The organism is Paenarthrobacter sp. (genome assembly GCF_031180005.1).
Classification (GTDB): domain Bacteria; phylum Actinomycetota; class Actinomycetes; order Actinomycetales; family Micrococcaceae; genus Arthrobacter.
The window spans coordinates 35,224-56,991 of sequence record NZ_JAPSHI010000022.1; the positions used below are offsets into that span (position 1 = coordinate 35,224).

24 protein-coding genes are annotated in these 21,768 nt (G+C 62.3%); 10 read left to right on the plus strand and 14 right to left on the minus strand.

Annotated features, from left to right (window positions below; all coding sequences use genetic code 11):
- Window positions 1–142: 142 nt before the first annotated feature.
- Both RIF72_RS15390 and RIF72_RS15395 read left to right on the plus strand, forming a co-directional pair.
- Window positions 143–1,651, plus strand: coding sequence for an amino acid permease (locus RIF72_RS15390; RefSeq protein WP_309075711.1), 1,509 nt, complete (start codon window positions 143–145; stop codon window positions 1,649–1,651).
- A 205-nt stretch (window positions 1,652–1,856) separates the two neighbouring features.
- A complete protein-coding gene (locus RIF72_RS15395) occupies window positions 1,857–2,528 on the plus strand; it encodes a FadR/GntR family transcriptional regulator (protein ID WP_309075712.1) in 672 nt (223 codons plus the stop codon).
- Here the strand turns inward: RIF72_RS15395 and RIF72_RS15400 are convergent.
- Genes RIF72_RS15400 through RIF72_RS15420 form a run of 5 tightly spaced genes read right to left on the minus strand, consistent with a single transcriptional unit; the run spans window position 2,525 to window position 7,232 of the window.
- Window positions 2,525–3,394: an amidohydrolase family protein gene (locus RIF72_RS15400; RefSeq protein ID WP_309075713.1), complete on the minus strand. Its 870-nt coding sequence runs from the start codon at window positions 3,392–3,394 to the stop codon at window positions 2,525–2,527. The genes RIF72_RS15395 and RIF72_RS15400 overlap by 4 nt on opposite strands.
- On the minus strand, window positions 3,391–4,335 hold the full coding sequence (locus tag RIF72_RS15405; RefSeq protein ID WP_309075714.1) for an aldo/keto reductase: 945 nt from the start codon (window positions 4,333–4,335) through the stop codon (window positions 3,391–3,393). Before RIF72_RS15405 ends, RIF72_RS15400 begins: the two co-directional genes overlap by 4 nt.
- On the minus strand, window positions 4,332–4,646 hold the full coding sequence (locus RIF72_RS15410) for an L-rhamnose mutarotase (protein WP_309075715.1): 315 nt from the start codon (window positions 4,644–4,646) through the stop codon (window positions 4,332–4,334). Before RIF72_RS15410 ends, RIF72_RS15405 begins: the two co-directional genes overlap by 4 nt.
- The gene (locus RIF72_RS15415; RefSeq protein WP_309075716.1) at window positions 4,639–5,931 is read right to left on the minus strand and encodes an alpha-L-fucosidase; all 1,293 of its coding nucleotides are present in this window, start codon (window positions 5,929–5,931) and stop codon (window positions 4,639–4,641) included. Before RIF72_RS15415 ends, RIF72_RS15410 begins: the two co-directional genes overlap by 8 nt.
- The gene (locus tag RIF72_RS15420) at window positions 5,928–7,232 is read right to left on the minus strand and encodes an L-fuconate dehydratase (RefSeq protein WP_309075717.1); all 1,305 of its coding nucleotides are present in this window, start codon (window positions 7,230–7,232) and stop codon (window positions 5,928–5,930) included. The genes RIF72_RS15415 and RIF72_RS15420 overlap by 4 nt, the downstream gene beginning before the upstream one ends.
- A gap of 140 nt (window positions 7,233–7,372) precedes the next feature.
- Between RIF72_RS15420 and RIF72_RS15425 the strand changes: the two genes are divergently transcribed.
- From RIF72_RS15425 to RIF72_RS15440, 4 genes are all read left to right on the plus strand, one after another.
- Complete coding sequence (locus RIF72_RS15425; RefSeq protein WP_309075718.1) at window positions 7,373–8,287, plus strand: fumarylacetoacetate hydrolase family protein; 915 nt, start codon at window positions 7,373–7,375, stop codon at window positions 8,285–8,287.
- Window positions 8,288–8,294: 7 nt separating this feature from the next.
- Complete coding sequence (locus RIF72_RS15430) at window positions 8,295–9,056, plus strand: SDR family oxidoreductase (RefSeq protein WP_309075719.1); 762 nt, start codon at window positions 8,295–8,297, stop codon at window positions 9,054–9,056.
- 109 nt (window positions 9,057–9,165) lie between these two features.
- Entirely contained in the window at window positions 9,166–10,464 is a 1,299-nt protein-coding gene (locus RIF72_RS15435) for a GNAT family N-acetyltransferase (RefSeq protein WP_309075720.1), read from the plus strand.
- A gap of 31 nt (window positions 10,465–10,495) precedes the next feature.
- Entirely contained in the window at window positions 10,496–11,740 is a 1,245-nt protein-coding gene (locus RIF72_RS15440) for a low temperature requirement protein A (protein WP_309075721.1), read from the plus strand.
- Between the two features lie 87 nt (window positions 11,741–11,827).
- On the opposite strand, the gene RIF72_RS15445 is transcribed toward RIF72_RS15440, so the two are convergent.
- Both RIF72_RS15445 and RIF72_RS15450 read right to left on the minus strand, forming a co-directional pair.
- Window positions 11,828–12,364 carry a phosphohydrolase gene (locus tag RIF72_RS15445; RefSeq protein WP_309075722.1) on the minus strand — a complete coding sequence of 179 codons (537 nt, stop codon included), beginning with the start codon at window positions 12,362–12,364 and terminating at the stop codon, window positions 11,828–11,830.
- Window positions 12,365–12,466: 102 nt separating this feature from the next.
- Window positions 12,467–13,258, minus strand: a complete 792-nt coding sequence (locus tag RIF72_RS15450) for an SDR family oxidoreductase (protein WP_309075723.1) — start codon at window positions 13,256–13,258, stop codon at window positions 12,467–12,469.
- Window positions 13,259–13,360: 102 nt separating this feature from the next.
- Between RIF72_RS15450 and RIF72_RS15455 the strand changes: the two genes are divergently transcribed.
- Complete coding sequence (locus RIF72_RS15455) at window positions 13,361–13,972, plus strand: WHG domain-containing protein (RefSeq protein ID WP_309075724.1); 612 nt, start codon at window positions 13,361–13,363, stop codon at window positions 13,970–13,972.
- Window positions 13,973–13,996: 24 nt separating this feature from the next.
- On the opposite strand, the gene gluQRS is transcribed toward RIF72_RS15455, so the two are convergent.
- The gene (gene gluQRS / locus RIF72_RS15460) at window positions 13,997–14,884 is read right to left on the minus strand and encodes a tRNA glutamyl-Q(34) synthetase GluQRS (RefSeq protein ID WP_309075725.1); all 888 of its coding nucleotides are present in this window, start codon (window positions 14,882–14,884) and stop codon (window positions 13,997–13,999) included.
- Window positions 14,885–15,245: 361 nt separating this feature from the next.
- Between gluQRS and RIF72_RS15465 the strand changes: the two genes are divergently transcribed.
- The gene (locus RIF72_RS15465; RefSeq protein ID WP_309075740.1) at window positions 15,246–15,704 is read left to right on the plus strand and encodes an Lrp/AsnC family transcriptional regulator; all 459 of its coding nucleotides are present in this window, start codon (window positions 15,246–15,248) and stop codon (window positions 15,702–15,704) included.
- 6 nt (window positions 15,705–15,710) lie between these two features.
- On the opposite strand, the gene RIF72_RS15470 is transcribed toward RIF72_RS15465, so the two are convergent.
- Window positions 15,711–16,166: an Lrp/AsnC family transcriptional regulator gene (locus RIF72_RS15470; RefSeq protein ID WP_309075726.1), complete on the minus strand. Its 456-nt coding sequence runs from the start codon at window positions 16,164–16,166 to the stop codon at window positions 15,711–15,713.
- Window positions 16,167–16,269: 103 nt separating this feature from the next.
- Between RIF72_RS15470 and RIF72_RS15475 the strand changes: the two genes are divergently transcribed.
- On the plus strand, window positions 16,270–16,911 hold the full coding sequence (locus tag RIF72_RS15475) for a LysE family translocator (RefSeq protein WP_309075727.1): 642 nt from the start codon (window positions 16,270–16,272) through the stop codon (window positions 16,909–16,911).
- Window positions 16,912–16,936: 25 nt separating this feature from the next.
- Here RIF72_RS15475 and RIF72_RS15480 read toward each other — a convergent pair whose 3' ends face one another.
- The 3 genes from RIF72_RS15480 to RIF72_RS15490 all read right to left on the minus strand — a co-directional run bounded on the left by RIF72_RS15480 (window position 16,937) and on the right by RIF72_RS15490 (window position 18,864).
- Window positions 16,937–17,404, minus strand: coding sequence for an SRPBCC family protein (locus tag RIF72_RS15480; RefSeq protein WP_309075728.1), 468 nt, complete (start codon window positions 17,402–17,404; stop codon window positions 16,937–16,939).
- The gene (locus RIF72_RS15485) at window positions 17,401–17,787 is read right to left on the minus strand and encodes a metalloregulator ArsR/SmtB family transcription factor (protein ID WP_309075729.1); all 387 of its coding nucleotides are present in this window, start codon (window positions 17,785–17,787) and stop codon (window positions 17,401–17,403) included. The genes RIF72_RS15480 and RIF72_RS15485 overlap by 4 nt, the downstream gene beginning before the upstream one ends.
- Window positions 17,788–17,892: 105 nt before the next feature.
- Window positions 17,893–18,864, minus strand: a complete 972-nt coding sequence (locus RIF72_RS15490) for a hypothetical protein (RefSeq protein ID WP_309075730.1) — start codon at window positions 18,862–18,864, stop codon at window positions 17,893–17,895.
- A 156-nt stretch (window positions 18,865–19,020) separates the two neighbouring features.
- Here RIF72_RS15490 and RIF72_RS15495 point away from each other — a divergent pair, with 156 nt between their 5' ends.
- Complete coding sequence (locus tag RIF72_RS15495) at window positions 19,021–19,500, plus strand: DUF4383 domain-containing protein (RefSeq protein WP_309075731.1); 480 nt, start codon at window positions 19,021–19,023, stop codon at window positions 19,498–19,500.
- A gap of 109 nt (window positions 19,501–19,609) precedes the next feature.
- Here RIF72_RS15495 and RIF72_RS15500 read toward each other — a convergent pair whose 3' ends face one another.
- Together RIF72_RS15500 and RIF72_RS15505 are read right to left on the minus strand one after the other, a co-directional pair.
- Window positions 19,610–20,425, minus strand: coding sequence for an IclR family transcriptional regulator (locus tag RIF72_RS15500; RefSeq protein ID WP_309075732.1), 816 nt, complete (start codon window positions 20,423–20,425; stop codon window positions 19,610–19,612).
- A gap of 71 nt (window positions 20,426–20,496) precedes the next feature.
- On the minus strand, window positions 20,497–21,753 hold the full coding sequence (locus RIF72_RS15505; protein WP_309075733.1) for an aminopeptidase P family protein: 1,257 nt from the start codon (window positions 21,751–21,753) through the stop codon (window positions 20,497–20,499).
- Window positions 21,754–21,768 lie beyond the last annotated feature (15 nt).

Consider the following 21,768-nt stretch of genomic DNA (forward strand, 5'->3'; position numbering starts at 1 on the left):
CTGGCAGCCAGCCATCTGAACTGGGCTGCCAACAGCACGTCCCGCCCATGAGGCATACCCCCACGAGGCTTTGTTCTGCGTGCCCGGATCCCCGACCGGACGTGCCCAGGACACCTCCAACAGGACACCCCTAAGGATTCCAATGACCAATCCCATCACGGACCACACGGTCCCGGCCCAAGCGCACGCCAGCGAGAAAGCCCTCCACAAAGAGGACTCCGGGTACCACAAGGATCTCAAGCCCCGCCAGATCCAGATGATCGCGATCGGCGGCGCAATCGGCACCGGCCTGTTTCTGGGCGCCGGCGGCCGGCTCAACGCTGCCGGCCCGTCGCTCGTTATCGCCTACGCGGTTTGTGGCTTCTTCGCTTTCCTGATCCTCCGCGCACTCGGTGAACTCGTTCTCCACCGCCCGTCGTCGGGATCCTTCGTCTCCTATGCCCGTGAGTTCTACGGCGAAAAGGCGGCCTTCGTCTCCGGCTGGTTCTACTGGATCAACTGGGCCACCACCACCATCGTGGACATCACCGCAGCGGCGCTCTACATGGAGTTCTTCGGCAAATACGTCGCCTGGATAGGTGCCGTTCCGCAGTGGGCGTGGGCGCTCATTGCACTGGTTGTAGTGCTCTGCCTCAACCTGGTCTCTGTGAAGGTCTTCGGTGAAATGGAGTTCTGGTTCGCGCTGATCAAGGTGGCAGCACTGGTGGCCTTCCTCCTGGTGGGCACCTACTTCGTCATCTTCGGCACTCCGGTGGATGGCCAGGAAGTCGGCTTCAGCCTCATCGCAGACAACGGCGGAGTCTTCCCCAACGGGGTCCTGCCCATGATCATCCTCATGCAGGGTGTGCTGTTCGCCTACGCGTCGATTGAGCTGGTGGGTACCGCCGCCGGTGAAACTGCAAACCCCGAGAAGATCATGCCCAAGGCCATCAACTCCGTGGTCATCCGCATCGCCCTCTTCTACGTTGGCTCCGTGATTCTGCTGGCTCTCCTGCTTCCGTACACCTCTTACGAGAAGGGCGTCAGCCCGTTCGTGACATTCTTCGGTTCCATCGGCGTGGAGGGCGTGGACGTCATCATGAACCTCGTTGTGCTCACCGCAGCACTGTCTTCGTTGAACGCAGGGCTCTACTCCACAGGCCGCATCCTCCGCTCCATGTCGGTGGCCGGTTCTGCCCCGAAGTTCGCCCAGCGCATGAACAAGGCCGGCGTCCCTTACGGTGGCATTGCGATCACCGCCGGCGTTTCCCTGCTGGGTGTCCCGCTGAACTACCTCGTTCCGTCCGACGCTTTCGAGATCGTCCTGAATGTCGCTTCCGTGGGCATCATCGTCACTTGGGCCACCATCGTCCTGTGCCAGATGCAGCTCAAGCGCTGGGCCGACAAGGGATGGCTGAAGCGCCCGTCCTTCCGGATGTTCGGCGCCCCCTACACGGGATGGTTGTCCTTGATCTTCCTGGCGGCCGTGCTGATCATGGTGTTCATCGAGTCCCCGTTGACCATGCTGGTCACCGCGATTGCCTGCGGACTCATGGTCTGGGGATGGTTCCTGTGCCGCAAGCAAATCCACGAGCTAGCCGCCACCCGAGACGGCTACACCGGCAGCGAGCCGGTGCTGGCCAACCGTCCGCTCCCCGGCGGCGACAAGTAAGCGATAAGTAACAACCGCTAAATCACGACGGCGGCACCCGGGTTCCGTAACGATCGGAACCCGGGTGCCGCCGTCGTCGGTTAACGCCCCCAAGTAGGTCGCAGTTGAGGTCGTTTTGAGGGCTGAGAACGACCTGATCTGCGACTCAGTTGGGTGAGGACGCGGCGGAGACAGACATCCGATCATTCGTGGCTACTATTGGTCCATGGCTGTCACAGATGAGGCGATCAGCAAGATCAAAGACATGCTGATCCGCGGCGAACTCAAGGCCGGCGATCGACTTCCGCCGGAAAAGGAACTGAGCGAACGGCTCGGTCTTTCCAGAAGTTCGTTGCGTGAGGCCGTGAAAGCCCTCGAACTGATCCGCGTGCTGGACGTCCGCCGTGGTGATGGCACCTACGTGACCAGCCTCGACGCGAAGCTCCTCAACGAAGCCGTCGCCTTTGTGGTGGACCTGCACCAGGACCGGTCCATCCTGGAACTCTTTGAGGTTCGACGAATCCTGGAGCCGGCCACCGCACACTTGGCGGCGGGCAAAATCACGCCGGACGAGCTCTTGGCCCTGCGGAGCACCATGGACGGCATCGACGAGAACACTGACGTCGAGGAGCTCGTGGCCCATGACCTGGAATTCCACAGAATCATCGCCGAAGCCGCCGGAAATGACTACCTCGGGAGCCTCTTGGAAGCCCTGTCCAGCAGCACCGTGCGGGCGCGTATATGGCGTGGCCTGACGCAGGAGAAGGCCGTGGCGCACACCTTGGCTGAACACCGCGCGATCGCGGACGCACTGGAACGGGGCGACGCCGAACTTGTGCGGGCCCTCGTCACCGTGCACATCAGCGGCGTGGAGAACTGGCTGCGGCTGGCGCTCTAAATGTCGGTCAGAGGGGCAACTGCCAAGCCATACGTCCGGATGGCGGTCTCCTCAAGCACCAAGTCCTGGTCCGAGGGGTCCAAGGAAGACACCAGCTCCAGCAGGACATCGAGTGTCCGGCCGTAGGGTGCCCCGAGCGTACTGACCGGCCAGTCGCCGCCGATCATCAAACGCTCCGGCCCGAAAGCCTCCAACGCTGAATCAAACAGGGGTCGCAATGCATCCGCCGTGTAGTCAACGCCACGCAAATGCAGTCCGGAGAGCTTCGCAACGGAGTTAGGCTCCCGCCCGAGCGCCCGAAAGTCAGCGCTCCACGAGTCCATGAGTTCAGGATCAGCCAGCGGCGGCTTACCCAGGTGATCCAACACAACCGTCAGTTCCGGCATCTCGCGGGCCAGCCGAACCGCGGACCCCAGGTGCCTGGGGAAAGCATCGGGAATGTCCAAGGTGAGCCCTTCCCTAGCCACTAGCGCCAGGGAATCGCGGACGGCAGGAAGATCCAGAAAGTCATCACGGGGATCATCATGCAGGAGGTGCCGCACACCTTTAAAGGCGGGCTGAGCTGTGAAGCGGTGCAACTGTTCTGCAGCTTCAGCAGGCGCATCCAAGCTGATCCAACCCACTACTCCGAGCACCCAGGGATTCCGCGCCGCTACTGCCAACATGCTCTCGGTGTCGGCTACGGTGTCGTCGGCCTGGACCAGCACGGCTCCCCTCACGCCGGCAGCGTCCAACGTCTCGCGCGCCTCGTCCTCGCCAAAGCTGCGGAAGAGCTCACCGTGTTGCGGTCCGAGCCACGGATAGTGGCGCACACCGCCGGTGACGAAGGAGTCCAAGGTCCACAGGTGCAGATGCGAATCAATCACGTCGGGCGCTCCTCCAACACGTTCCACAGTTCGTCCGGCACGGGCGCTTCCATTCTGGCAGCGTTCGTGGCCACCTGTTCAGGAGAAGTCGCCCCGGCTGTCACATTCACCACGGCCGGATGCCGCAACGGGAACTGGAGCGCCGCCGTCGGGAGTTCCACGCCGAAGTCCCGGCAGAGGGCCGCGAGCGCACGCGCGCGCTCCAGCACGTCGCGCGGTGCTTGATCGTAGTTGTAGTGGGCGTCTTCCGGAACGTCGGGTCGGGCCAGGAGGCCCGAGTTGTAGGCGCCCACACTTACGACGCCGGTGCTTTGCTCCACACAGCGGTCAAGCAGCGGGACGCTGGGCTGCTCAAGCAGGGTGTAGCGGCCGGCCAGCATCACGAGGTCGAGATCGGCGGCTTCGACGCATTTCAACGCTGCCTCGGCGGAGTTGATGCCCACGCCGATTGCCCGGACTACTCCCTCAGAGCGCAGCTTCTCGAGAGCCGGAAGTCCTTGGGAGATTCCGGCCTGAAGATCGTGGACGTCGGGGTCGTGAAGGTAAACGATGTCCACGTGGTCCAAGCCGAGCCGTTCCAAGGAGTCTTCGATGCTGCGCCGGATGCCTTTTTCGGAGAAGTCCCACACGCGCCGTGACGTCGCTGGGACCTCGAAGCCCTCCGGGTCCTGCCCGCCAACGGAGTTGGGTTCGAGTAGCCTGCCAACCTTGGTTGAGATGACGAATTCGTTCCGGGGTTTATCACGGAGGACGGCGCCCAATCTTTGCTCGGAGAGGCCCAGACCGTAGTGGGGCGCGGTGTCGAAGTAGCGGATGCCCGCGTCCCATGCAGCGAGCACGGTTGCGAGCCCCTCCCCGTCCGGGATCGCCCGGTAGAGATTCCCGATGCCCGCTCCGCCGAAGCCCAGTTTGCCTAGTTTGCCGGGATCAAGTGAGTTCATGGCAGTTCCCATACCTTCTGGATACCCGTATCCTCCCCCGAGTAATCGTCCTGGACCTCCAAAAGTTCAGCCAATCGGGCTTGCCACGGCACGTTGGCCGGGTGCTTGGCTAGCGCATGCCGCATGGCTTGGTAGTTTTCCACGTCCACCACATGGAAAAGATCGAGACCGTTGCGCCAGATTCGCCAGTTCCGGACGCCGGCATCCTTGAGCGCGGCTACCAGCTCAGGGGGAATGTTCGCGTGCGCGTCGGCGTACTCCTCTTCATTTCCCGGCTTGAGTCTGGTGTGCAGGGCGATGCTCTCAACCATTCACGGCCTCGGGTGTCAGGAACAGCTCCAGCACCGGAACAGCAACGTTCGGCCGCTGGACAGGCAGCTTGATGGTCAAGGTCCCTGGCGGCTGGCCTCCCTGGGTCATATTCATGGCCTGCTGTCCGGGGTCTACCTCTTTGAGGAAAACCTCGGACGCGTCGTTCAGCAACTGCGCGTACTCAACTTTTCCGGCGAGGTCCGGGAGGTGCACGTACTCGAATGGCCAAGCGAACAAGTGAACATAGAGCCTGTCCCTGCGCTGCGTGTACCGGGCGTCCGCGGGTGCCGTGAACAGGGAGGCCCCCGTCCCGTAGATGGCGCGCGAGTGCAGCTTCATCCACTCGCCGATGCCTTCCAAGGACGTCAAGGCCCGCGGATCGAGGTTTCCCCTGCCTGTGGGGCCGACGTTGAGCAGCAGATTGCCACCCTTGGATACGCCATCCACGAGCATTCGGATGAGCAGGTCCACGGATTTGTAGTTCAGGTTGTCCCTGTCATAACCCCAACTACCGTTGAGGGTCTGGCAAGCCTCCCAGGTGACCGGTTCGCCGTCGACCATCATGGGGCCGGCGGGCTGGTACTGCTCGGGAGTGACAAAGTCGCCGGGGATCTCCAACCGGTCATTGACCACAATGCCGGGCTGCAGCTCCCGCACCATGGCGAGCAACGCCTCCGAATCCCAGTCCTTCCGGCCCTTGCCACCCCAAAATTCTTGTTCGTGCCCACCTGTGTAGGAGAAGTCGAAGAACAGGTAGTCGATGGTGCCGTAGTTGCTCAGGAGTTCACGGACCTGGCCGTGCAGGTACTCGCGGTAGCGCGCCATGTCGCGTCCGGCGTTCAAGCTTTCGACGTCGGCCGTGTTCCGTTGGGGGTGTACGCCGTCCACGGTGAAGTCGGGGTGGTGCCAGTCGATGAGCGAGTGATAGAAGCCGACCTTCAGTCCCTCGGCCCGGAGTGCTTCCACATAGGGCGCTATCAGGTCTCGGCCGGCGGGCGTGTTGGTGGCCTTGTAATCCGTCAGCGCCGAGTCCCACAGACAGAAGCCGTCGTGGTGCTTGGTGGTGAGCACCACATACTTCATCCCGGCGCCCCGTGCTGCGCGTGCCCATTCCCGGGGATCATAGAGGTCCGGGTCGAATCGCTGGAAGTACTTGGAGTACTCCTCCACTGTGATTTCTTCCCTGTTCATCACCCACTCGTGCCGGGCAGGCAGGGCGTAGATGCCCCAGTGAACGAACATCCCAAAACGTGCCTCTTCAAACCAAGGTGCGTGCTGGATCAACGGGATTCCTTCCATACGGGGCCGTTCGGAAAGCTGTACGCGGCCAGTGTTTCACGGAGCATTTCGTTTCCTGCGCCAGGATTCGACGGCGGCCAGTATGCGCCGTCGTGGACGTCCACGGGCGTGACGAAGTGTTCATGGAGGTGGTCCACGAACTCGATGGTCCTGTTCTCCTTGGTCCCGGACACCGCAATGAAATCAAACATGGATAGGTGCTGCACGGCTTCGCACAGACCGACACCACCGGCATGCGGACAAACCCTTACCCCGAACTTGGCAGCGAGAAGGAGGATGCTGATGTTCTCATTCACACCCGCTACCCGGGCAGCATCAATTTGCAGGACCTGAAGCGAACCGGCTTGGAGCATCTGCTTGAACACCACCCGGTTCTGGACGTGTTCGCCGGTGGCCACAGGGATGGGAGCCACTCCGCGGGCGATAGCGGCATGACCCAGGATGTCGTCCGGGCTGGTGGGTTCCTCAATCCAGGCGATGTCGTAAGGAGCAAGGTGTGCCATCCAGTCGATGGCTTCCTGCACGTCCCAGCGCTGATTGGCATCTACCGCGATCCTGACGTCGGGTCCAACGGCAGCGCGGGCGGCCCGCACGCGGCGGATGTCGTCCTCCACGGAGGCGCCAACTTTCAACTTGATTTGGGCAAATCCGTCGGCCACGGCTTCCTTGGCCAGCCGCGTCAGTTTGTCGTCGCTGTAACCCAACCAGCCCGGCGTCGTGGTGTACGCGGGGTAACCCTCAGTGCGAAGTGCCTTTTTGCGCGCTTCCCTTCCGGGTTCGGCGTCGCGGAGGATTTCCAGAGCTTCCTCCGGGGTGAGCGCATCCGTGAGGTAGCGGAAGTCAACGAGTGCTACGAGCTCATCGGGTGTCATGCCGGCGAGCAACTCCCACAGGGGCAGCCCTGCGCGTTTGGCTTTCAAATCCCACAACGCATTGACCACGGCGCCGATGGCCATGTGCATGACGCCTTTCTCGGGGCCCAGCCATCTGAGTTGGGAATCGTGTGCCAGCAGCTTCCAGGTTGCACCCATGTCATCAAGCAGCGAGTCAACGTCAGCGCCAAGGATGTGATCCCTCAGTGCCCCGATCGCCGCCGTCTCCACTTCGTTGCCCCGCCCGATGGTGAACACAAAGCCGTGGCCCTCCTGTCCGTCCCCGGCATCCGTGCGAATGATCAGGTATGCGGCGGAATAATCGGGGTCCGGGTTCATGGCGTCGGAGCCGTCCAGTTCCAATGATGTGGGGAAGCGGATATCGAAGGTATCCAGTGCGGTGATGATGCTCATACGGCTCCTGAGTTGCGGCAAGGTTCATCAGCGAGCCTAAACATCCGATGTCTGCCTTGTCAATGGGTCACATTTCCGTATTATGGGTGACAACACCACACTAGAGCTCGGATGTTAGTCCCGAAAGCACGGAGGAAGCCATGACCTTGAAATTCGCCAGGCTGGGTACGGCCGGAAACGAACAACCGGCCGTCATCGCCCAGGACGCCGACGGCGCTGAGAAGTACTTCAGCCTCACGGCCCTGACCAACGACATCGACGGCGGTTTCCTCGCCTCGGACGGCATCGAACGCAGCCGCGAAGCCCTGAACAAGGGGGAACTTCCCGAGATCTCGCCTGAAGGCCTGCGCATCGGCGCCCCCGTCGCCCGACCCGGCGCAGTGGTTGCCATCGGACTCAACTACACCGCGCACGCTGCCGAATCCGGCGCTACGCCGCCCGAGGTTCCAGTGGTGTTCCTCAAGCCCACCAACACCATCACCGGCCCGTTCGACGCAGCCCCCATCCCGCCGTCGTCGGAAAAGTACGACTGGGAAGTGGAACTCGCAATCGTGATCGGCAAGGAAGCGTCATACCTTTCCACAGTTGACGAGGCCACAGCCTGCATCGCCGGTTACGCCGTGGCCAACGACCTCTCCGAGCGCGACTACCAGATCCCCGGCGCCGCGGGACAGTGGACCAAGGGCAAGACCCTCCCCGGTTCCACTCCCCTGGGCCCATGGCTGGTCCCGTCCGCGGATGTTGACGCCGGCAACCTTCGCCTGCAGACCCTGGTCAACGGCGAAAGCCGGCAAGACTCCAATACCTCGGACATGATCTTCGACCCCGCCACGATCGTCCACCACCTCAGCCAGTACATGGTCCTGGAACCGGGCGACGTGATCATCACGGGCACCCCCGAGGGCGTTGCACTGTCCGGCAGATTCCCCTTCATCCAGGCCGGTGACGTGGTGGAGCTGGAAATTGAGGGACTGGGCCGCCAACGACAGGAATACTTCCGAGCGCAGGCCGGCTCGCGCCCCGGGGCAGCAGCCCCCGTCAGCATCAACGCCTGAGGCCGCCATGGCAGCCTCGGTGGGCAACGAGTTCCAAGGCCTGACAGCACTCGTGACCGGCGGCGCCTCCGGAATCGGGGCAGCCATCGCGGACCGCCTCGCAGCCGGCGGTGCGCAGGTGGCGGTCCTGGACCTCGCCCCGGAAACCAGCCCGCATTTCGGTGTGCAGTGCAATGTGGCCGATGACGCCTCGGTGCGCACCGCCGTCGAGCACGTAGTAAAGCAGTTCGGCCGCTTGGACATCGTGATCAACAACGCCGGCATCGGCGCCCAAGGCGACATCGCGGCGAACCACGACGACGAGTGGCTGCGCGTTCTCAACGTCAATGTGGTGGGAATCGCCCGCGTCAGCCGGGCAGCCTTGCCGCACCTGCGTGAGTCTCCGGCGGCCGCGATTGTTAACACTTGTTCCATTGCGGCGACGGCCGGGCTTCCGCAGCGTGCCCTGTACTCGGCGTCGAAGGGTGCGGTTTTGTCGTTGACGCTCGCCATGGCAGCAGACCATGTCCGTGAGGGGATCCGTGTGAACTGCGTGAATCCCGGCACCGTAGACACCCCCTGGGTTGGCCGGTTGCTCGATTCAGCCGCTGACCCCGCAGCCGAGCGCGCCGCCCTCAACAGCCGCCAACCGCACGGGCGGATGGTGGACCCCGCCGAGGTAGCCGGCGCCGTCGCTTATCTGGCGAGTCCTCTGTCGGGGTCGACGACCGGGACCTCACTGGCGGTCGACGGCGGCATGCAGGGCCTGCGGCTGCGCCCGGCGCAGTAGGCGGTTTTCGTAACGCAACGGGCCCGCAACCTCCTGCAGCGGTCGTTCGCCTATGCTCAAGTCCAAGAGATCAACGGCGACTCACTTAGCAGACTCAGGAGATACAGCCATGAGCAACTGGCGCATCAGGGACTTCCATTCGTCCGATTTGGACGGCATCCTGCACCTCTGGGAGTCACTCAAAGCCGATGGCGTGGAGCCCGTCTACGCGTTGTCTGAGGTACTGGCCTCCTGCGAGAAGGACCACGCCGTAGTGGCCGTCCAGGGCGACCAGGTAGTGGGTGCCGCCGTCGGACGCGCCGCCCATGACCAAGGGTGGATCGTTTTCCTGGCCACGCTGACCGAGTTCCGGGGCCGCGGCATCGGCACCTCGCTGCTGTCCGCCGTCGAGAACCGCATGGCCCCGCACGGGCTCAACAAACTCTCCGCTCTGATGCCGGAGACCGAAACACGTGTTGAAGCCTTCTTGGGACGCGGGTTCGTGGTGAAGAAAAACCTGCGCTATTTCGAGCGGACCATCCCGGTACAGCGGCAGGAACTGGAACCGTTGAGCTTGCTGGGCGGACGCATTCTTGCCCGGGACCTGTGGGAGAACGTGGCTGGCATGCGCCGGGAGAAGGAGCTGCTGGAGCGGCGACTGGTACTTCCTTTGGCCGAGGCTGACCTCGCGGACGAGTACGGCGTGGTCCCGCCCCGGGCAGTAGTCCTTTTCGGCCCTCCGGGCACCGGCAAAACCACCTTCGCCAAGGCCATCGCATCCAGGCTCGAGTGGCCGTTCGTGGAAGTCTTCCCGTCCCGATTGGCCGCTGACCCCAAGGGCCTGGCCGGTGCACTACGCGAGACATTCCTGGAAATCGCCGAGCTGGAACACGCCGTGGTCTTCATCGATGAAGTGGAGGAAATCGCGTCGCAGCGCGCCGGTGATCCACCGTCGCCGCTGCAGGGGGTCACCAACGAACTCCTCAAGATCATCCCGGCTTTCCGCGAACAACCCGGCCGCTTGCTGGTGTGCGCCACGAACTTCATCCGGGCCTTGGACACCGCGTTCCTGCGCCACGGCCGGTTCGACTACGTCATCCCCATCGGCCTCCCGGACGTCCACGCCCGCGAAGCCATGTGGCAGCGATTCATCCCCGCCACCGTGATGGACTCGGTCGACATCGCCCAGCTGGTGGAGCGAACCGAGGGCTTCTCACCCGCGGACATCGAGTTCGCTGCCCGCAGCGCCTCCCAGCGGGCCCTGGAAAAAGCCGTGTACGACGACGGCGGCTCCGGCCTCGCTCCCAACGGACGTAAAGGGCCGGTCACCCAGGACTACCTCGATTCCATCTCCGATACCCGCACCACCGTCAGCGCCGAAGTGCACCAGGACTTCCTGGAAGACATCGACGTGTTGGGGCGCGTGTAGGAGGTCCTGATCACGGGATAATCTTTGTCCCATGTCCTCGAATCCCCTTCGCCATGCGCTGTCCCGCATGGGCGGCCGCGATCCCCATGAAAAGCACCGCACAGCAACTCCGCTGGAGCTCTTCTTCGACCTGACCTTTGTTATCGCTTTCGGTGTTGCCGGCAACCAGTTTGCCCATGCTGTCGCAGAGGCGCATTTCTGGCCAGGTCTCCTCGCCTTCTCGTTCGCCATGTTTGCGGTGATCTGGGCATGGATCAACTTCACCTGGTTCGCCAGCGCCTACGACACCGACGACTGGGTGTTCCGCGTGGTCACCATGGTGCAGATGGTGGGTGTCCTCATCCTGGCCATGGGCGTCGAACCGGTGTTCCACTCCATCATCGAGGGCAAGCACGTGGACAACTTCACCATGGTGCTCGGCTACATCGTCATGCGGGTGGCCCTGATTTTCCAGTGGCTGCGTGCAGCCCGGCAGGATCCCGAACGCCGGGAAACTTGCTTGCGTTACGCGAAGTACGTGGCGATCGTCCAAGTCGGGTGGGTCGCGGTTCTCCTGATTGACGCGAGCGTCCTCACTACGTTCCTCATGGCAGCTCCTTTGTTCATCATGGAAATGGCAGCGCCGTACTTCGCGGAACGCAAGATCCGTACCCCGTGGCACGCGCACCACATTGCGGAAAGGTACGGGCTCCTGGCCATCATCGCCTTAGGTGAGTGTTTGATTGGTGCAATTGAAACCTTGCGTGCCATCGTGGCCACCCACCAGTGGTCCGTGGATGCCGCCTTGGTTGGATTGAGTGGCACCGGGCTGGCCTTCGCCATGTGGTGGATCTACTTCATCCTGCCCTCGGGTCCGGCGCTTCACGTCCAGCGGCACCGTTCATGGGTGTTCGGCTACGGTCACATGTTCATCTTCGCCGCCATCGCCGCAACCGGCGCTGGGCTACACGTTGCTGCCTACTTCATCGATCACGAAGCCCACATTCCTGCGGCCGCCGCGGTGGCCTCCATCGCCATTCCCATTATTGTTTTCAAGGTCTCGCTCAGCACGCTGTACGGCATCATGCTGGGCCTGGACCGCGAACACTTCTGGAGCTCGGTGCTGGTGGTCCTTGGCTTGGCTGCAAGTATTGCCATGGCCGCCGCCGGCGCCTCCGTGCCCATCTGCATGCTGGCAATGATGGTGGTCCTGGGCCTGTCCATTGCCTACGACGAACGATGCGGGCACAAGGGCCGGGCCGCGGCACTCCGGCGGCTGGAAACCGCCGCGGGCTAAGGCATTCCCCTGCGTTGCGGGGCCCGCTTTGCGCCCCAATTCCGGCGCCAGGCACGCAGAGCAGGCCCCACAACGAGCGCGGGCAGGCTACTCGGGAACGATCTCGTCCAGTTCCCGAAGCAGGTACGGGTTGATCCGCTCCAGGATCATCCGGACCTCTTCGCGGGGAACCGCCGTGTAGAGCACGGGTCGGGCATCGGCGTATCGGGTGACCGGCGGCTTGTCCGGCCACTTTTCAGCTAGTGCCTTGACCCTCTCCGGCAGTGAATTGTGCGCATTGTCCGCGATCTTGACCAACGTTGCGTCGTGGTCCTCCGCAACGAAACGGATGCCGGCGTCGTAATCATCCGGGTCGTCGTGGAAGCGGCGGGTGACGCGTTCGATGATGTCTACCGCCCGCTCGGACACTCCCATGTCAAGCAGGGCTTGGCGGGTGATGGGCGTATCCTCGGCGATGTCATGGAGGTAGCCCGCGATTTGGATATCTTCGTCAAAGTCGGCGAGCGCATCGCCCACGGCGAGAACGTGCTCCCGATATGGACGTTTGAGCTTGTCCTTCTGCCGGTTGTGAGCCACCTCGGCCAAAACCTGGGCTGTCTCAACGGTAAAGCGTGGTTCGGTCATGCTGGCCTCCGGCTTGAAGAGGGACCGATGGGGACCGGTCCTCACCTTCAGGCTATCTGCTGTTCACGCACCCGCAGCAACGTCTTACCAGTCCTGCCGGTTCTACGAGTCCTGAACAGCGCGCGCTGCGATGGCGACGGTAACGGCCCTTGGCAGCCGCTGGGCGAACCCGGCAGCAACACGGTTAACCCAACCTGAGACGACGCTGCCCGGCGTGTCTTTGCGATCGAGGGCTTTGAGGGCAGTCCCTACAACCTGGTCAGAGGTTTGCATTTTGCCTACTGCTGCGGACTCACCACCGACGACGTCGAAGAACTCAGTTCGCGTCGCACCCGGGCAAAGGGCCAGGACGTTGAGTCCGGCGTTCTTGGTTTCGTGGGCAACGGCTTCGGTGAAGCTTAGGACGAAGGCCTTGGTGGCGCCATAAACGGCCATGCCGGGGATGGGTTGGAACGCGGCAGTGCTGGCGACGTTCACCAGGGCACCCTTCCCGGAGGCGAGCAGTTCCGGCAGGAAGGCGCGGGTAATGTCTACGAGGGCGGCAACGTTCAGGGCGATCTCCGATGCGATGGTGTCCGGGTCTTCCTCCACCAAGGGGCCGTGGGTGCCGAAACCCGCGTTGTTGATCAAGGTGTCCACGGTAATCCCGCGGTCGGCCAGTTCGTCGAGGAGCTCGCGTCCCACTCCTGCACGGCTCAGATCCATAGGGAGGACGGTAACTGTGACGCGGTGGCGGGAACGCAAGTCCTGAGCCAAATCCTCCAGGCGGTCTGCACGCCTGGCCACGAGGACAAGATTCGAACCCCGGGCAGCGAATTGCCCGGCGAACTCAGCGCCGAGGCCGGAGCTGGCGCCCGTAATGAGGGCAGTGGTGCCTGCGTATGTCATGGTCATTGCGGAATCCAATCGGTTGAGTCGGAGACTAATGTAGTCGCTGTCTACATTGTAGGCAGTGCCTACTTTGTTGTCAATGACTACATTGGCTAGACTTGAGTCATGACTGAGCAGCCCTACCACCATGGCAAACTCCGGGAAGCCCTCTTGGAACGCGCCATGGAAACCATCGAAGAAGCTGGTGTGGATGGGCTCTCTCTGCGGCAACTCGCCCGTGATGTGAACGTCAGCCACGGCGCGCCGGCCAAGCATTTCCGCGACAAGCAAGCTCTGATCGACGCCGTGGCACTTGCTGGCTTCGAGTCGATGAATTGCCGCATCCGGAAGGCCGCCCACTCCGGCGACGACCTCCGAGGGCGTTTCGTCAGTGTTGGGAAGGCATATGTCGACTTTGCTGTTGAGCACCCCGCCCTGCTGACCGTGATGTACTCCACCAAGCACCATCCCGATTCCAGCGAAGAGCTGCGGAACACCGGCGCGCAAGGCATATACGTTGCCAGAGCAATGATTGCCGAGGCACAGGATGCCGGCGCATTGGCCGACGGTGACCCGGAAACACTCGCCATGGTGTGCTTCGTGAGCCTTCACGGCACGGCTCTTCTCGCCGCTGGCGGTCAGTTGGACGGGAATTCGGTGGAAGACGTAGTCACGGCTACCACCGACACCTTGTGGGCGGGAATGGCGGCCGGAGTACCGGCGGCACAGCGCAGATAACCGGCGAGACCAGCGGCGGGCAGTTCAGATCCGGGGAGTTTTCCACACCCAGGGCGTCTTTGGCACGTTATGCGGGGTGAAGTGAGGAAGGGCATCCTGCAAGATTCCCGCGGGCAATTCAAGGGACGCCAGCAGTAGGTCACGCACACGTTCTGCAGGAATTCCGACGGCGGCGAGGTCGCTCAGCGTGACGGCCCCGTCGCGCTTTGCCAGCCTCACGCCGTCGTGATTAACCACCAGCGGAACGTGGGCGTATTCAGGGATCGGCAGCCCCAGCAGCGATGCCAGATAGGCCTGTCGCGGAGTGGATGGGAGGAGATCATCGCCGCGAACCACCTGGTCGATTCCCTGGTGTGCGTCGTCAACCACCACCGCGAGATTGTAGGCGGTCACGCGATCGTTTCGGCGAAGCACAAAATCGTCCACCACACCCACGTATTTGCCGTGCAACAGGTCCTCAACAGCCCACTCCGAAACCTCCGCCCGCAATCGGATGGAAGCGGGACGCGTGGCGCGCCGGATCTCACGTTCGGCATGGGAAAGCCGTCGGCACGTTCCCGGATAAGCACCCTGGGGAGCATGCGGAGCAGACGGCGCCTCCTGGATTTCCCTTCGCGTGCAGAAGCACTCGTAGGTCCGGCCTTCGGCCGTCAGCCGTCCAATCGCTTCGTCGTACAGTGCCGCGCGTTCAGTCTGACGTACGACGGCGGCATCCCAACTGACGCCGATGGCCCTCAGATCGCGGAGCTGCTCCGCCTCTGCGCCGGAGCGGGCGCGGTCCAGGTCCTCGACCCGCAGCAGGAAATCGCGGCCACTGGACTTCGCGAACAACCAGGCGAGAATCGCGGTCCTAAGGTTGCCGACGTGCAGCTCGCCGGAAGGGCTCGGGGCGAAGCGGCCGGCAGCAGTCATGATCCAAGCCTATTCGCCGGGCCACGGGTGACAGGAACGGGCGCCGGGCAACACAAGAGCCCCTCAGCTACCGCAACGATCCGGTAGCTCAGGGGCTCTTGCTGTGCGCCCCGGTAAAAGGGCGGGTGCAGAATGACAATGCTGTGAACAAGAGTCAATCAGCGGCTGCTTCCTTGCGGGAAACCTGTGCAGGGCTCCGGGTGATGTTCCGGATTCCTGGTGCCTGCGGGGTTTGGCGGTAGCCGCGACCTGCTTCGTTGTCACCATTTCAGCAGAAGGACTACAGTTGGTGCAACGGACATCATATTGATTGATCGATCTGATCAGTCTCACATGAAAAGCTCGACAGGAAGTGGTCACTTTGCAAGAACTCGATGCCACCGACCGTCGGATCCTGGCCGCCTTGGATGAAGATCCTCGCGTGCCCATCATGGTGCTTTCCCAAAAGCTTCACCTCGCCCGCGGAACAGTTCAGTCCCGCCTGGAGCGGATGACGGCGTCCGGAGCCCTCCGACCCAACAGCAGTCGCGTCTTACCCTCTGCCTTGGGACGTGGCGTGGCTGCCGCCGTCAGCGCCGAGCTCGATCAAAGCCACCTGAACGAGGCTATTGCTGCTCTGCGGGAGATCCCCGAAGTTCTCGAATGCCATGCTCCCGCCGGCGATACCGACCTCATCATCAGGGTAGTAGCCAAGAGCCCGGACGATCTGTATCGGGTATCCGAGGAAATCCGGCTGTGCCCGGGGATCGTGCGCACGTCCACCAGCATGTTCCTCCGCGAAGTGATTCCCTACCGGACTACTGGCCTGCTTGCGGAGTAGGTCTCCTCAGACCGGCGGTCCTATGTTGGTTTTCAGATTCTTCATCACCAGGGTTGACGTGAGGCGTTCCACCGCAGGAAGTGCCGCGAGTTCGTCGTCGTAGAAGCGCTGATACGCGGGCAGGTCCGCGGCAATGACCTTGAGGAGATAGTCAGGAGATCCGAAGAGTCGCTGAGCCTCCACAATGTTGGGACTGGCAGTAACCCGCTCTTCGAAGTCCGCCATGATGGTGCGTTCCACCTGCCTGAGCGTGACAAAAACAATCGCTTCGAATCCCAGGCCCACGGCGGCAGGATCGATGTCTGCACGGTACCCGCGGATCACCCCCGAGGACTCCAAATCACGCAGCCGACGATGACATGGAGCCACGGTCAACCCCACCTTGGACGCAAGGGCTGTGGCAGTCATCCGGCCGTCCTCTTTGAGGTGGCGCAAAATAGTTCTATCAATTCCATCGATCACGCAATTATCTTACCGAAAACTGCTTCTTTCGGGCTAAATACGGGAACACTTATGGGCGGATTTTCCCTAGAGTTTTCCTACCATCTAGCCCTGGAGAGAAAACGTGAATCCGCAGCTGTTCCTCGCCTTCATGCTCGTCGCTGTCAGCTTGGCGTGCACGCCCGGCGTCGACTGGGCGTACTCGATTTCGGCAGGCCTCCGTCAGCGCAGCTTCGTCCCTGCCGTCGCCGGCCTTTGCAGCGGTTACGTCATCCACACTTTGCTGATGGTGGCAGGACTGGCGGCCCTCTTGGCCGGAGTTCCAGGGCTGTTGGGATGGCTGACCATGGCGGGAGCTGCCTACCTGCTGTGGCTCGGCGCCGCTACCCTCCGCTCGTGGCGAGGTGCCAGCTTCAGTGCGGAAGGCGGCGTCGTGCAGTCCGGAAACCAGCTCCGCACGTTCTTGCAGGGCATGGGCACTAGCGGCATTAACCCAAAGGGCCTGCTCTTCTTCGTGGCTCTGGTGCCGCAATTCGTCAGCCCCGAGGCAGCACTGCCTGTTCCGGTCCAATCGGGCTTGCTGGGCCTGACCTTCGTAATCCTCGCCGGGTTGGTTTACACCGCCGTCGCATTGACTTCCAGGAAGCTGTTGGCCTCCCGGCCCGGCGCCGCCCGGGTTGTGACCTTGGTCAGCGGAATCATCATGATCGGGCTCGGGACAGTGCTGCTGTCAGAGCAACTCCTGCCGCTTCTGCCGCAGATTTAGTTCCCAGCCAACCTGGCTGCAGACGCTAGGCTGCGAGCAGTTCGTCCAGCCGCTCGTATCCTTCGATTACGCCGTAATCCATCCCGGTAGCCAAGGCCATATCGCGCGCTTCAACCGAGGGGTAGACCTCGTGCGCCGACATCCGGGTCCTGCCGTCGATTTCCTCGAACGTTGTGGTGCTGATGACCACCTGGTTCGGTGCTCCTTCGAACTCGACTGTCTGGATGATCAACGCGTCGGCCTCGACGGTATGGAACACGCCGCGGAATCCGTACATCCCGCTGTCATCGCCGCTTTCGTAGTGCCAACTACCCCCCGTAGTGGCGTTGTATTCGGTAATTTTCGTCACCGTGCTGCGCGGGCCCAGCCATTTGGCCAGGAGATCCGGGTCAACGTGGGCTTTGAAAACTGCACTGACCGGGGCATCGAATTCGCGGACCGTGTCAACGAACGGAACGCCACTGTCAGCGGTGATTGTTGTTGGATTGCTCATTTCAGTTCCTCTTTCTTCTTTGCTGGTGTGTTCTCTTGTTCATGGTGCGAGACGCCGGCGCCAAGCAGCTGGTCCAACTGGCGGAAGCGGGACTCGGCGATCAACCTGTACTGGTCGATCCACGCCGTCAGTCGCTCCAGGGCTGCTGCATCCAAATGAACCGGCCTGCGCTGGGCGTCGCGGGAACGGGTCACCAAACCGGCATGCTCCAGGACTTGAATGTGTTTGGAAACCGCCTGTTTGGTGATGGCGAACGGTTCCGCCAACTCATTGACCGTGGCGTCTCCCCGGGACAACCGGGCGACCATGGCTCTTCTCACAGGATCCGCCAACGCCATGAAGGCCCTGTCCAGGGACTCCGACCCCAGGGCATCTTGTTCCATCTCCGCTTCAACCCTCTCTTCAACCAAGGCTAATCAACTGAATCATTGATCAACTGATTGGTTGATTAAGAGAATACGCCTCTCCTGAGTACGGCACAAGGGTGTTTATTCGCCGCCCAGCTGCCTGAAGTCGTTCTCCCACAGACGCCGCATCTCAGCGTCCTTGCGGATGACTTCCAAGGTCTCAAGCTCGGCGGGCGGGACTGGCCGTTTCGATCGCGGAGTGAGGGTTCTACGGCCTTGGTCAAGCGCGAGCAACGCCCTGTCGGTCAAGGCATCATTCTTCAAAGCCAGGTTGGTTTTCCGACGCCGGAGGACCTCCTTCAAGGCAACCTGGGCAGATTCGAAGTCGCCCCTTGCCCGCTGCGACCGCGCCCGAATCAGCAACAGCGCCGCGGACAGGTCATCCGTGTTCAGCAACCCTTCGGTCCACAGCACCACGTCGCGGTGACGCTCCAAAGAGAACGCCGCCGTGCAGCGCGCCAAGGCGGAAGGCAACGACGGCGGCAAAGTCACCACCGCTTCCAAGGCCGCCTCGGTCATCCCCATTTCCCGGAGGCAGTGGGACAACGCCAGAAACACGGCTTCCTCACTGAAGAGGACCGGAACTTCGATGCGTTCGGCTACCTCGACTTTGGTGACCACCTGCCCAAGGTACGTGGCCGAGAACTGGCTGGCGTCGTCGTCGATCCTTGTTGTTAAACCACGCTGCAATAGCTCGGAAGCCCTCAGAAATCCGCCATGCTTGTACGTGAGCAGGCCCGCCATCACGTGGCATAAGCCGGCCCAGCCCGGATAGGTGCGGCCGAAAGCAAGAAGCCGATCCGGCTCCGTGGACGTGAAAACGGCCTCATGCATGGCTTTGGCAGTCTTGGAGGACAGCATCTTCAACCGCGGGACATTCCCCACCACGGACAATCTCGCATGGTCGCGGCCGCTGAGGACGCCGGTAAGCACATCGTTCACACCGTCGGCCAGGCCACGGACCGGCGTGCGGACGTAGCCCTCGCGGAAAGGCGTGAGATCGCGGGTGTCATGGAAGATCGTATGCACACGTCCGTCTGGAGCTTGGCTCATAAATCCATGCTAACGGCCGCTGAACTGGGCTCATCCCCTGCTATCGGAGGCATTTCAGGAGTATTATGGCGGCGTCGGCAAGGTTTGGCGACACCCCTTGCCGCAGGTCGGCTCTCCATGAGAAGAGCCGGGTAACAGCGTGAAAGGGAGGACTTGATGACCACCGCTTCGCACCCCGCCGAACACCACCACATGATGGGGTTGACGCTTCGCAACACCGCCATGGGCGTTGGCATTGTATTTCTGCTGGTAGGCATCCTGGGCTTCATCCCGGGAATCACCACCAATTTCGGCGCCATGACCTTTGCGGGACATGAATCCGGCGCCATGCTGCTTGGAATCTTCCAAGTATCCATACTCCACAACATCGTTCACCTGCTGTTTGGCGTGGCCGGCTTGGCCATGGCAAGGAACGCACGCATGGCCCGCCTGTTCCTCCTGGGCGGCGGCGCCGTGTACATCGTTCTTTGGATCTACGGCCTGGTCATCAACCAGGAAACAGCTGCCAACTTCGTCCCGTTCAATACGGCTGACAACTGGCTGCACCTGATCCTCGGCGTTGTCATGATTGGGCTGGGCGCCTGGCTGGGCAGGGATGCCATGGACGAAACAACCACAGCACGACGGAAGATGTAGACCTTCCGCACGGCTTGTAAATCAACGACGGCGACCGCTCCCTTTGAGGGGACGGCCGCCGTTCTTTGTGCCCGCCGAGTTTCGGGGGGCTCGACGCCGGGCTGCCGGGCTACCGCGGGGCGCGGCCACCCAGGCGCGTGGTGACCTTGGCGGCGGCTGCGGCACAGGCTTCACCGAGGCTGTCCAGGGTGTCCTGCGAAACACGGAATTTCGGCGCGGGGATCAGGACGGACGCCACGATGTCGCCCCGATGGTCATAAACGGGCGATGCCACGCCGACTTCCTCAATGGACGTTTCTCCGAAGTTCACTGCCCAACCGCGCTTCACGGAGTCCCCTACCCGCTCGAGGTACGCCTCAATTGCCTCCTCGTCCAGACCAGGAAGGGTGATCGAACCGCTGCGCAAGAGCTGACGCACCCGATCTTCATTCTCTGCGCCAAGGAACACCTGCACGGACGAACTTAGTGCCTCGCTGTAGCGCGCCCCCAACGGAGCGAGGTGTTTGACCTGATGCCGGCTGGGGATCTGTTCCACGCACATGGATTCGTTGCCGTTCCACACCATGAGTGCGCTCGTCTCCCCCGTCCGCTCAGTGAGTTCGCGCAGCACCGGGTAGGCAACCCGGCGTTCTTCGAGTTCCGCCAGGAGCGGGCCCGCCATGGCGATCATTCCCAGCCCCAAGCGGAACCTGCGCGAATCGACGTCGCGCTCTACAAGGTTCTCCTGTTCCAGCGTCGCGAGGATTCGGGAGACGGTGCTCTTGTGCAGGCTAACGCGGCCCGCGATTTCGGTGACTCCCAGGAGCGGTTCGTCGGCGGTGAAGCTCCGCAACACGGCGATGGCATTAACGATGACGGAGGTACTTTTGCTGTCGCCACTGCCGTTGCTTGTTTCTGGAGCGTCGCTGGATTCCGAAGGAGTCATGGTTTCACTATATTTCGATTGGGCAGGCGCACCGGCCGGTGGACACCACGCTGTGCCCACCGGCCGGGTCACTAGGCTCCGATGATGTTGTACTCGGGGCCGAACGGGAACTTGGTGATGTTCTCTGCACCGTCGTCACCGACTACCAGGATGTCGTGCTCGCGGTATCCGCCCGCACCCGGCTGCCCTTCCAGCACCGTGATCATCGGTTCCATGGAGACCACCATGCCCGGCTCCAGAACGGTGTCGATGTCCTCACGCAGCTCCAGGCCCGCTTCGCGTCCGTAGTAGTGGCTCAGCACGCCGAACGAGTGGCCGTAGCCGAACGTGCGGTTGGCCAGCAAGCCACGGCTGATGTAGATCTCGTTGAGCTCGGCAGCGATGTCCTTGCAGACCGCACCTGGCTTGATGAGTTCCAGGCCGCGCTTGTGGACCTCCACATTGATGTTCCACAGTTCCAGGGAGCGGGCATCTGGTTCGCCATAGAACAGGGTGCGCTCCAGTGCGGTGTAGTAGCCGCTGGTCATGGGGAAGCAATTCAGGGACAGGATGTCGTGTTCCTGGATCTTGCGGGTGGTGGCCCAGTTGTGCGCGCCGTCGGTGTTGATGCCGGACTGGAACCAAACCCAGGTGTCACGGATTTCAGAGTCCGGGAACGTGCGGGCAATCTCGTGGACCATGGCTTCCGTGCCGATCAAAGCAACCTCGTACTCGGTGATCCCGGCTGTGATGGCGTTGCGGATGGCTTCGCCGCCGAGGTCACCAATTCGGGCGCCGTGCTTGATGACCGCAATCTCCTCTTCCGACTTGATCATCCGCTGACGCATCGCTGCCTGCGCAACATCCACCAGCGTCGCCCCGGAGAAGGCGGCCTGGATCTTGTTGCGGTTGTCGAGCGGCAGCGAGTCATCTTCGACGCCGATGCGGCGCGGGTTGATGCCGCGGGTGCGCAGCACCTCCTGGATGGCGTGGATGTAATTGTCACGGCGCCAGTCCGTGTACACCAGGTTGTCACCATAGCTGCGGCGCCAAGGCATCCCGGCGTCGATATTCGCCGTAATGGTGACGGTGTCTTCCTTGGTGACCACCATGCCGTAGGAGCGGCCGAAGTAGGTGAAGAGGAAGTCCGAGTAGTACTTGATGGAGTGGTAGCTGGTGAGGATGACGGCGTCGAGGTCCTTCTCGGCCATGATGCTGCGGAGGCCGCTGAGGCGCCGCTCAAACTCGACGTCGGAGAAGGTCAGCGAGACCTTCTCGCCATTCTTGAGGACCTTGGTGCGCTCGAGGTTGGCCACATCGTTGACGGCCTCGTTCTGGGTGATTGTCATGGTGGTTCCTTTCAA